The organism is Micromonospora echinofusca (assembly GCF_017614955.1).
In the GTDB taxonomy this organism is placed as follows: Bacteria; Actinomycetota; Actinomycetes; order Mycobacteriales; family Micromonosporaceae; genus Micromonospora; species Micromonospora echinofusca_A.
On sequence record NZ_WVUH01000248.1, the window covers coordinates 1 to 11,166 of the forward strand.

General features: G+C 74.2%; 9 protein-coding genes and 1 pseudogene. 1 reads left to right on the forward strand and 9 read right to left on the reverse strand.

Annotated features, from left to right (window positions below; genetic code table 11):
• Positions 1-2,265 (forward strand): alpha-amylase family glycosyl hydrolase (locus GSF22_RS23750; RefSeq protein ID WP_208815951.1); only part of this gene is annotated, 2,265 nt, incomplete at its 5' end.
• Between the two features lie 84 nt (positions 2,266-2,349).
• Here the strand turns inward: GSF22_RS23750 and GSF22_RS23755 are convergent.
• From GSF22_RS23755 to GSF22_RS23795, 9 genes and pseudogenes are all read right to left on the reverse strand, one after another.
• A complete protein-coding gene (locus GSF22_RS23755) occupies positions 2,350-3,291 on the reverse strand; it encodes an NAD-dependent epimerase/dehydratase family protein (protein ID WP_307804255.1) in 942 nt (313 codons plus the stop codon).
• Entirely contained in the window at positions 3,288-4,373 is a 1,086-nt protein-coding gene (locus GSF22_RS23760; RefSeq protein WP_307804257.1) for a cytochrome P450, read from the reverse strand. Before GSF22_RS23760 ends, GSF22_RS23755 begins: the two co-directional genes overlap by 4 nt.
• Positions 4,366-5,838, reverse strand: coding sequence for a class I adenylate-forming enzyme family protein (locus GSF22_RS23765; RefSeq protein WP_208815952.1), 1,473 nt, complete (start codon positions 5,836-5,838; stop codon positions 4,366-4,368). The genes GSF22_RS23760 and GSF22_RS23765 overlap by 8 nt, the downstream gene beginning before the upstream one ends.
• 19 nt (positions 5,839-5,857) lie before the next feature.
• A complete protein-coding gene (locus GSF22_RS23770) occupies positions 5,858-6,595 on the reverse strand; it encodes a glycosyltransferase family 2 protein (RefSeq protein WP_208815953.1) in 738 nt (245 codons plus the stop codon).
• Positions 6,592-7,620, reverse strand: coding sequence for a 3-oxoacyl-ACP synthase III family protein (locus tag GSF22_RS23775; protein WP_208815954.1), 1,029 nt, complete (start codon positions 7,618-7,620; stop codon positions 6,592-6,594). The genes GSF22_RS23770 and GSF22_RS23775 overlap by 4 nt, the downstream gene beginning before the upstream one ends.
• Before the next feature lie 88 nt (positions 7,621-7,708).
• On the reverse strand, positions 7,709-8,335 hold the full coding sequence (locus tag GSF22_RS23780) for a Pr6Pr family membrane protein (RefSeq protein WP_208815955.1): 627 nt from the start codon (positions 8,333-8,335) through the stop codon (positions 7,709-7,711).
• A gap of 110 nt (positions 8,336-8,445) precedes the next feature.
• Complete coding sequence (locus GSF22_RS23785) at positions 8,446-9,885, reverse strand: acyl-CoA synthetase (RefSeq protein ID WP_208815956.1); 1,440 nt, start codon at positions 9,883-9,885, stop codon at positions 8,446-8,448.
• Between the two features lie 308 nt (positions 9,886-10,193).
• On the reverse strand, positions 10,194-10,736 hold the full coding sequence (locus GSF22_RS23790; RefSeq protein ID WP_208815957.1) for a carboxymuconolactone decarboxylase family protein: 543 nt from the start codon (positions 10,734-10,736) through the stop codon (positions 10,194-10,196).
• Between the two features lie 172 nt (positions 10,737-10,908).
• Positions 10,909-11,166, reverse strand: a pseudogene (locus tag GSF22_RS23795) (NAD(+) diphosphatase); the annotation flags it as partial.

Genomic DNA, 11,166 nt, shown 5'->3' on the forward strand with positions numbered 1-11,166 from the left:
CCCACCGTACCGACCGGGCTGGCCGCCACCGTCAACGCGCTCACCATCAGCGTCACCTGGGCGGCGTCGACCGACAACCGGGCGGTGACCAGCTACGAGATCACCCGTACCGGCGGACCGCAGGGCACGGTCACCACCACCAGCACCACGACCAGCCGGCTCGACAGTGGACTGACCGCGCGGACCGCGTACACCTACACGGTCCGGGCGCTCGACGCGGCCGGCAACCGGTCGGCGGCCAGTGCCCCGGTCTCCGCCACCACCGGCGACGCACCCCCGCCACCGGCCGGCGGTACCCCACTCGGCGGCGACCCGCGTGAGGACACCATCTACTTCGTGATGACCGCCCGGTTCGCCGACGGCGACCCGACCAACAACCGGGGCGGCAGCCAGCACGTCAAGAGCGGCAACGCGGCCAACAACGACCCGATGTTCCGGGGCGACTTCCGGGGTCTGATCGACAAGCTCGACTACGTCAAGGGCCTCGGCTTCTCCGCCCTCTGGATCACCCCGGTCGTGCTGAACCGCTCCGACTACGACTTCCACGGCTACCACGGCTGGGACTTCCACCGGATCGACCCGCGCCTGGAGACGCCCGGCGCCAGCTACCAGGACCTGATCAACGCCGCGCACGCCAAGGGCATCAAGATATTCCAGGACGTGGTCTACAACCACAGCTCCCGCTGGGGTGCCAAGGGCCTGTTCACCCCCACCGTGTACGGCGTCCGCGACGAGCAGTGGAAGTGGTACTACAGCAGGCAGGAGCCTGGTCGCCAGTACGACCCGATGGTCGAGCACACCGGCACCGACCCGGAGCTGACCCCCGCGCAGAACGCGCTCGCCAAGGGCCGCCCGTACAACGGTGACCTCTGGTCCGGCACCGCGCCCGCCGGCAACCAGTGCCTGCGCTGGGGCACCCCGTCCGGGGCGTACAGCCCGGAGGGCTACACCATCTACAACTGCCAGTGGCCCGGCGCGACCACCAAGCACTTCCCCGCCGACCTCTACCACCAGTGCTGGATCGGCAACTGGGAGGGCGAGGACTCCCGCAGCTGCTGGCTGCACGAGGACCTGGCCGACTTCAACACCGAGAACCCGACCGTGCAGCAGTACCTGATCGACGTCTACAACAGGTACATCGACATGGGCGTGGACGGCTTCCGGATCGACACCGCCGTGCACATCCCCCGGGTCACCTGGAACCGTCGCTTCCTGCCGGCGATCCAGCAGCACGCGGTGGCCCGGCACGGTGAGAAGGGCAAGGACTTCTACGTCTTCGGCGAGGTCGCCGCGTTCGTCAACGACAAGTGGAACCGTGGCTCGGTCAACCACTCCGCCCAGTTCTTCACCTGGAAGGAGCGCAAGGAGTACAGCCCGGACGACGTCCGCGCCGCCATCGAGCAGTACGACTACGAGCAGCTGCTCGGCCCGAACGGGCAACCCACCAGCGACAACGCCTTCCTGCGGGGCAACGACTACCACACCCCGGACCACTCGAAGTTCTCCGGCATGAACGTCATCGACATGCGGATGCACATGAACTTCGGGGACGCCAACAACGCCTACTGGAACGGCAAGGACTCCGACGACAGCTACAACGACGCCACGTACAACGTCGTCTACGTCGACAGCCACGACTACGGGCCGAACAAGTCCCAGCAACGGTACGCCGGGGGTACCGACGCCTGGGCGGAGAACATGAGCCTGATGTGGACGTTCCGGGGCATCCCGACGCTCTACTACGGCTCGGAGATCGAGTTCGCCAAGGGCGCCCGGATCGACTGCGGCCCCACCTGCCCACTGGCCACCACCGGTCGCGCCTACTACGGCGACCACCTGGCCGGCACGGTGACCGCGAGCGACTTCGGCGTGGTCGCCAGCGCCAGCGGTGCGGTCGCGGCCACCCTGGACAAGCCGCTGGTCAAGCACGTACAGCGGCTCAACCAGATCCGCCGGGCGATTCCCGCCCTGCAGAAGGGGCAGTACTCCACCGCGGGCATCACCGGGAACATGGCCTTCAAGCGCCGGTACACCGCCGGTGCGGTGGACAGTTTCGCCCTGGTCACCATCTCCGGCGGGGCCACCTTCACCGGCATCCCCGACGGCACCTACGTCGACGCGGTCACCGGCGACACGAAGACGGTGACCAACGGCACCCTGACCGCCACGGTCAGTGGCCAGGGCAACCTGCGGGTGTACGTGCTCAGCCTGCCCGGAAATCCGGCCCCGGGGAGGATCGGCACCGCCGGTCCGTACCTGAAATAGTGGTCCCCCGTGGTGCCGGTGCGCCGGGACCCGCACCGGCACCACGGACCACGACGGTCGCCGGGCACCACGGCCCCACCCTGGTCAAGCCTGCCGGCCCAGCCCGGCCAGGTAGTCGTCGAAGCCGAGGCGCGGACGGTACCCCACGGCCCGCGCCCGGCCCAGGTCCAGCACCATCGGCCGGGCGAGCTGGTCCACCGCGTACCGGGTCAGCCGGGGTGACCGCCCGGTCGACCGGGCCAACCCGGTGGCCACCCGCGCGGCGGCGTCCACCAGCCCCACCGGCAGGTGCACGATCCGCACCGGCCGTCCGGCGGCGGCCAGCGCCGCCCGCAGCACCACGTCCCGGGAGTACGCGACAGCGTCCGCGATGTTGTACGCCCCGGCCGGCCAGTCCCGGGCGGCCAGGCAGGCGTCGGCGAGGTTCTCCACCGCCGTCAGGCTCAACCGCACGTCCGGGCCGGGCAGCGGCAGCACCCCGGCCCGGACCGCGTCCCGCAGCCGGGGCAGCAGATGCCGGTCACCCGGCCCGTACACCGCCCGGGGCCGCAGCACCACCGCACCGGCCGCCAACGCCAGGCGTTCCCCCGCCGCCTTGGTCCGCCCGTACGCGGAGAGCTGGCCGTCGACCGGGTCGTCCTCGGTGACCGGGCGGGACAGCACCTGCGGGCGGTACACGCTGGCGCTGCTCACCCAGACCACCGGCCGGTCCCCGGCGGCGTCGAGCAGTCGGGCGGTACCGGCCACGTTGACCGCCCGGTAGGCACGCTCGGTGGCCGGACCGGGCACCGGGTCACCCACCGCCGCCGCCAGGTGCACCACCAGGTCGGTACCGGTCAGGTCCGGGATGTCCCGGGTCGCGTCCCACGGCACGTGCCGGCCCACCGGCCCCGGCCGCCGGCCCAGGCAGCACACGTCCGCCCCGGCTGCGGCGGCGGCCCGGGTCACCGCCGCACCGCAGAACCCGCTCGCCCCGGTCACCGCCACCCGCAGCCCGGCGAGTTCCCGGCCGGCGGCGCCGGTCACGTGGTACCCCGCACGGTCAGCTCGGCCCAGCCGGGCAGCCCGGCCCGCCGGTCCACCCGGGAGCGGACCACCACCGGCCGGTACGGCGCCAGCGCGGCGAGCGTGTCGGCGAGCTGTACCCGCGCCAGCCGGGCCCCCGGGCAGGCGTGCCCGCCGGCCCCGAAGACGAGCTGCGCCACCTTCGGCGGGGCCGGTGCGGCACAGTCCGGACCCTGCCGGTGCGCCTGCGCGGCGTGCCGGGCGACCAGCAGCAGCCGGTCCCCGGCACGTACCGGGCAACCGTCGGCGCTGCCCTCGGCGGCGGCCACCCGGGGTAGCAGCGGCGACGGCGCGGTCACCCGGAGCAGCTCGTTGACCAGTACCTCCCGGGAGTCGTCGGTGTCGGCGGCGTTCCACAGCCGGTCGTCGGCGCACCAGGCCACACAGCGGGGGATCGCCGCGACCGTGGTGTTCACCGCCGCCACCGCCAGCATCGCGGCCCGTCCCACCTCGTCGGCCGGTACCCCGAGCAGCGCGGTCAGCTCACCCGCGGCGGCCCGGGCGGCCCGGCGCTGCCCGGGGCGGCGCAGCCCGGGTAGCTGCTCGGCGGCGGCGGTGGCGGCCACCCGGCGGGCTGCCGCTGCCAACCCGACCGGGTCGGCGGTGCTGCCGAGCAGGGCGACCGTGGTGGCCCCGGCCAGTTCGGCGGCGACCCGCACCAGGTCCACCGTGCCCCCGGTAGCCAGCGGCGCCAGTCGCTCGGCGAGCACCGCCGTCCAGACCGGCCGGAGCCGGGCCACCCCCGCCGAACCCAGCGTGTCGACCAGCGCGCGGCGGCTGTCCCGGTGCCCGGCGCCGTCCTCGTCGAAGAGCAGCCGGCTGCCACCCAACCGCTGGGCGGTCCCGCCGGTGGTCGTCCCGGCCCGCCGGTCCAGCGGCACCCGGGTCAGCGTGTCCTGGTACGCCTGCGTGCCGTGCACCAGCACGGTCCGGCCCCACCGCCGGACCGGCCACCGCCGGGTCGCCGCGAGCAGCGCGAACAGCACCGGATGGCTGCCCAGGTAGACCCGGCGGTCCCGGCGCCGCCCCACCGACTCAGGCACGGCCGGTCGCTCCCGCCAGGGTGGCGGCCAGCGTCGCCGTGGCGGCCCGGTCCGGCTTGCGGGACCGCCCGGCGGTCGGCACGGTGGCGAAGAGCAGCGCGTCCGGCCGGGCCGGACCCATCCGGGCCAGGACCGGGGCGAGCGCCTTGCGGAGCTGCCCCTCCGGCGTGCCCGGCACCGGCTCCACCACCGCCACCAGCCGTTCGTCCCCGTCGCCGGCCGGTACCCCGACCAGCACCGCCAGGTTCACCCCGGGTACGTGCAGCGCCGGCTCGTACAACCCGGGATAGATGTTCTCCGCCGCCCGCAGGATCATGTCCTTGCACCGTCCGGCGAGCACGATCCGGCCGGCGTCCAACCGGCCGACGTCCCCGGTGGCCGCCCACGTCATCGGCTCGTCGCCGAGGTAGCGGTCCGCCCGGTTCGCCCCGGTGAGCAGCACCTGACCGTCGGCGTCGACCCGGGCCCGGACCCCGGGCAGCGGGGCGCCCACCAGGTCCCCGTCGGCGTCGAAGGCGGCCTTCTCGGTCGCCTCCACGGCGGCGGCCGGGAAGATCTCGGTCAACGCGTACACCCCCCACGCCTGGTCGGCGCCGGCCCGCCGCAGCCGCCCCAGCAGGTCCGCGCTGACCGGTGCGGAACCGCTGTAGAACCGCCCGGTCAACCGGGGCTGCTCGGCCAGCAGCGCCCGTACCTGCGGCGGGGTCAGGTAACTGGCCTGCGGACGCAACCGGGCCAGCTGCCGGGCCAGTACCCGGGGCGACCGGGCCGGCAGGGCGACCGGTGCCCCGCTGGCCAGCGCGGGTACCAGCACGAAGAAGGTGCCACCGAGCACCGGCTCGTCCGGCCGGGGCCCGACCAGGTCGGCGACCGCCCGCATCCCGGCGGCCAGACCGGCCCGGCGGTGCACCACCGCCCGGGGTCGACTGGTCGTCCCCGAGGTGAAGACGATCACCGCGTCCCCGTCGGAATCGTGCGGGCGGGGCAGCTGCCCGACCCCGGGGGGCAGGGCCGGGGCGTTGCCCGGCAGGCGCCGCCCCACGGTCCGGACCGGACCGAGCCCGGCCAGCGTCGGCAGGGCGAGGTGGGCGCGCCGGGCCAGTGGCCGGGCCCAACCGGCGACCGCCTGGGCGGCGGCGTCCGCCACGATCAGTCCGGGCCGGGCCAGGGCCAGCCGGGCGGTGAGCACCTCCGGGCCGGCGGCCGGGTCCAGTACCGCCACCCGCAGGCCGAGCCGGTGTGCGGCGAGCATCACCGACAGCGCCCGGGGACCGGGCCGGACCGCCACGCCGAGGGTGTCCCCGGCGGCCAGGCCGTGCCGGTGCAGCGCGACGGCGTACCCGTCGGCCAGGTCGGCCAGTTCCCCCCGGGTGGCCCGGATGCGGGTACGGCCGGTCCGGGTGCTGCCGAGCACGGCCGGCCGGTCCGGTCGGTGCCGCAGCGCGGCGGCGAGTTCGTCGAGCATGGGTGGCGGCTCCTACCGGTCAACGCGGGTCGGGGGAGAGGGCACCGCTGCCCCGGTCCAGGTACCAGTTCGCGGTCCGGCGCAGCCCGTACGCCCGCAGCCGGCGGGTCGAGTTCTCCACCACCATCGCCCGGCTGTGCACGATCGAGTCGGTGGCCCGGCGGACCCGGTTCAGGAAGGTCCGGTCCGTCGGCGAGGGCCGCCGGGGCATCCCACCGACCTGCTCGTACAGCTCGGCGGTGATGGCCATGTTGTTGCCGGCGTGCATCCGGTAGGGCGCCCGGAACTGCCGGCCCCGGTGCGCCGGCCGGACCCGGCCGAAGCCGGCGGCGATGGCCACCAGCAGCCGGAACACCGCCCGCCCGACCGGCCCGTGTTCGTCGCGGCGGGCCCGCACCTGCCCGCACACCATGCCGGCGCCCCGGTCCAGGGCGGTGCGGGCGGCGGCCAGCCACCCCGGGTGCGGCAGGCAGTCCGCGTCGGTACGCGCCAACAGCCGGGCGCCGTGCGCGATGGCGTACCGGAAACCGGTGTCCACCGCCGCCCCGACCCCCTTCTGCGGCTCGTGGATCAGCCAGGTCGGTACCGGGGAGCGGGCGGCGAACGACGCCACCACCGTCGACGTGCCGTCGGTCGAGCCGTTGTCCACCACCAGCAGCGTGTAGTCCAGGTCGGTCTGCCGGGCCAGGGCGTCCAGGGTGTCGCCGATCCGGGCCGCCTCGTTGTAGGCCGGCACGACCACCCACAGGTCGGTCACGACTTCTCCCAGACCATGGTCATGATGCTGACCCCGCCGCCCAGGCCGATGAAGAGCACCCGGTCACCCCGGCGCAGTCCCCGTTCCGCCCGGGCGAACTGCACGCCCAGCGTGGCACTGGCCAGGTTGCCCAACTCCCCGACGGTGATCTCCAACTTGTCCTTGGGGACCCCGGTCACCTCGACGAAGCGGTCCAGGTACGGCATCGTCACCTGGTGCACCAGCACCCGGGCGTAGTCGGCCCAGTCCAGCCCGGTCCGCCGCCGCACCCGGTCCAGGATGTCGGTGCCGATCTGCTCGAACACCCCGCGCAGCGCGTGCCCGTCGCCGGTGAAGTAGGTGTGCTCGTCACCGCGCGGGTGCCGGGACCCGCCGCCGGGGATCCCGCCCACCGTCCAGTGCGCGGAGCAGGTCTCCGTGTCGACGTCCAGGATCCCGCCGCCGGTCACCGGCTCCACCAGGACGGCGGCACCGGCGTCCCCGAAGGTGTACCCGGCGAAGGCCCGCCGCGCCTGGGCGAGGTCGGTGAGCTGCCAGCGCATCGCCCGGGTGGGCGTCTCCCCGGTGACCACCAGCGCCCGCCGGGCCCGGCCGGCCAGGATGAACGAACGGGCCACGTCGATGCCGTTGAGGAAGCTGTTGCAGGCGTTGGTGACGTCCAGGGCGTGTGCCCGGCCACCCAGTTCGGCCTGCACGATGTGCGCGGTGGCCGGTTCCACCATGTCCCGGGAGGCGGAGGCGAACAGCAGCAGGTCCACGTCCTGCGCGGTGACGCCGGCCGCGTCGAGGGCCTGCCGGGCGGCCCGTACCGCGAGCGTCGAGGCGTACTCGTCGTCGCCGGCCATCCGGCGCTGCTCCACGCCGGTCATCATGGAGAACAGTCCGGCCGGCAGGGCGAGTCCGCTGGCCTCGGCGACCCGCTGTTGCAGGTCGACGGTCCGCACCACCTGCTCGGGGAGGCTGACGCCGACAGCGGTGATGCCGACCGGTGTGGCGGGGCGGCTCGGCGGGGTCGGTTCGATCATGGGCCTAGCTTTCGTGAGCAGGGGTGGTCGGCGGATGAGTAGGCGTGCTCATCCGCCCCCGGTGGTCGTACCGGGTGTGTGGCGGTGGTCAGCGGCGGGCCAGCCCCCGGTCGAGGCCGACGAAGGCCAACCCGAGCAGCCAGAACGCCACCGCGAAGAACACCGCGCTGACCGCCACCCCGAGGTAGCCGAGCTGGCCGGCGTCGACGAACGGGTACGGGTAGTGGTCCACGACCAGCCCCCGGAGCAGGGCGAACCCCAGGTACCCCAGCGGGAACGCCAGCCAGTACCCGGCGTACCGCAGCCGCAGCCGGCCCCGGGGTTGCAGGATCAGCCAGTCCAGCACGGCCAGCAGGGGTACCACCGTGTGCAGGAACTGGTTGCCCGCCGCGTCGACGAGGTCCCGGTCCGGCTGGGGCATGGCGAACGGGCTGGCCGGGTTGGCCAGCACCAGGTGGTACACCACCCCGGTGATGGTGATGTAGAGGGTGACCGCCCCGGTGAACACCGGCGACAGCGCCGGCCGGTCGTGCCAGGCCAACCAGGCGGCGTACCCGGCGACCAGCCCGACCGCCACGTTGCTCTGGATGGTGAAGTACGGCAGCAGCCCGGTGACGGTGGCCGGTCCGGCGGCGGTGAGCACGATTCCGGCCAGGACACAGATCACCGTCAGTAGCCGGAAGATGGCCGTAACCTGAGCCCGCCGCAGATTCACCGGGGCAAGCTACCAGCCGTTCCGGGGCGGCGTCACCAGCCGGTCGCGTGGCCCGTCACCAGCCGAAAGTGCCCGGTACCGGGTGGTCGTGGAGCCCCGCCGGGGCCGTCTCAGTCGTCGGCGAGGAGCTTCTTCTGCACCTTGCCCATCGCGTTGCGGGGCAGCGCGTCGACGAACCGCACCTGCCGGGGGCGCTTGTGCACCGACAGGTGCCCGGCCACGAAGTCGACCAGTTCCGCCTCGCCGACCCCGTCGGCGACCACGTACGCGGTGACCTGCTCGCCCAGGTCGGCGTGCGGTCGGCCGACCACTGCGGCCTCGCGTACCCCGGGGTGGGCCAGCAGGGCGTCCTCCACCTCACCGGCCCCGATCCGGTACCCGCCGCTCTTGATCAGGTCGGTGGACGCCCGGCCCACGATCCGGTGCCAGCCGGCCGGATCCACCGAGGCGATGTCCCCGGTCCGGAACCACCCGTCGGCGTCGAGCTGGGCGGCCGTGGCCTCCGGCCGGTTGAGGTACCCGTCGAAGAGCATCGGGCCGCGTACCCGCAGTTCACCGACGGACTCCCCGTCGGTGGGGACGTCCCGGCCGGCCTCGTCGACCACCCGGGTCGACACCCCGTCGAGCGGGAAACCGACGTACCCCGCCCGGCGCGGTCCGTCCGCCCGGCTGCTCACCGTGATCAGGGTCTCGGTCATGCCGTACCGCTCGACCGGCCGGTGCCCGGTCAGCGCGTGCAGCCGGTCGAAGACCGGTACCGGCAGGGCCGCGCTGCCGGAGACCAGCAGCCGGGCGTCGGCCAGGGCCCGGGCCGTCCCGGGCTGGGCGCAGATCCGCGACCAGACCGTCGGTACGCCGAAGTAGAGGGTGCCACCGGCGGCGGCGTACCGCTCGGGCAGCGGTCGTCCGGTGTGCCGCAGCCGGCAGCCGGTCCGTAGGGCCCCGAACACGCCGAGGACCAGCCCGTGCACGTGGAACAGGGGCAGCCCGTGTACCAGGATGTCGTCCGGGCTCCACGCCCAGGCGTCGACCAGCGCGTCGATGCCGGCCTCGACGGCGCGGTGGGACAGCAGCACGCCCTTCGGGGCGCCGGTCGTGCCGCTGGTGTACATGACCAGCGCGGTGTCGGTCGGTGCGGGGGCCGGTCGGTCGGTGGACGAGACCCGGGTCAGGTCGACCGGCACCCGGGGCAGGGCGGGTCCACCGTCGGCGGTGCCGGTGTCCGCCCCGGCCGGCGTCGTGCCGGCACCGGGCCCGGTGGTGAGCAGCAGGGCGGCGCCGGAGTCGGTCAGCAGGTGCCGTCGTTCGGCCGGGCCGGAGTCCGGGGGTACCGGCACCACTGCCGCGCCGGCCAGCAGGGCGCCGACCATGCCGACGACGGTCTCCACGGTGGCGGTGGCGTGTACCGCGACGACCGGCGCGCCGGCCACCTCGTCGGCGACCGCCCGCGCGCAGCCCCACAGCCGTTCGGCGGAGATCGTCGCGTCGGCCACGGTCACCGCGTCCGGCCTGTCCGACGCGAGCTGTGTCATCCCGGCCAGCAGCCGCACGCCGCCTCCCTCTGGTCGTCCCCGTCGCCGGTGCGGCAACGACCGAATCGTATCGACCGGCGGGCGCCGGCCCCGCGTGCCGCGGTCGGGGTGCAGCCGGGTCAGGGGTGCGACAGGGGTACCGCGCGGAGGGCCGCTGCCGGTGTCGTGTCGGGCGCCGGCGACGGGTGGTCGCGCGGACACTGTCGAGCTGCTCGCACGAACGGAGCGCTCCAGCTGTGCGAGCAGCTCGACAGCGTGCCGGACCGGCCCGTGCGGTCCTGGTTCGGACCGCGCCGCACCACCCGGACCGGTCCGGGGCGCCGGGATCAGTCCGTGTAACCCGACTCGACGATGCGTTCGGCCGCCCGGAAGTAGTCCTGCGGGTCCTGGGCGGGCAGCGAGCCGAGCCCGTCGACGTAGCGGTTGAACATGCAGAACGCCGCCGCGATCAGCACCGTGTCGTGGATCTCCACGTCCGTGGCGCCCTCGGCCCGGGCCGCCTCGACCATCTCGGTGGTGACGTTACGACCGCTCTTCTGGACCGCTCCGGCGATGTGCAGCAGGGCCCGCAGCTTGGCCGAGACCGGGGCCGAGTCGACGTCGGCCCGGACCTGGTCGACCAGGGCCATGCCCGGCTCGAGCTGGACGGCGGCGAACGCCGAGTGCGAGGCGCAGCAGAACTCGCACTCGTTGAGACCGGAGACGTAGGCCGCGATCAGTTCCCGATCGCCGGGCGGCAGCGAGTTCGGGGTACGCAGCAGGACCTCTGCCAGTTGGTTCAGTGGCTTGGCCGTCTCCGGCCGGTACCGCATCAGACCGATGATGCCGGGGAACTGCTTCTCGTCCAGGCCGAGGTCGATGTGTGCCAAGCTGTCACGCTCCTGAGGGGGGCGGTGACCGGTCCGCAGCCCACCGCCGGTGGTCGACCGGCCCGGGCGGGCGGCCCGGTGGGTAGGGGTTCGTCGATGCATGATGGCATGCCGTCACCCCGGCCCGGTTCTCGGCGCTTGCCCTTGCCGGCCACCGGCGCGGCCCGCCGGGTCAGGCCGGTTCTCCGGCCAGCCAGGACGCCAGCAGCATCCGGTCGATCGAGTCGATCCGGCCCAACGGGTGTCCGTCGGCGACCCGGGCGCGCAGCTCCGCCCGGCTGAACCAGCGCGCGTCGAGCAGTTCGGTGCCGTCGACGGCCACCTCGTCGGAGAGTGCCCGGGCCCGGAACGCCACCATCAGACCGGCCGGGAACGGCCAGGGCTGGGATCCCTGGTAGGCCACCGGGCCCACCCGTACCCCGGCCTCCTC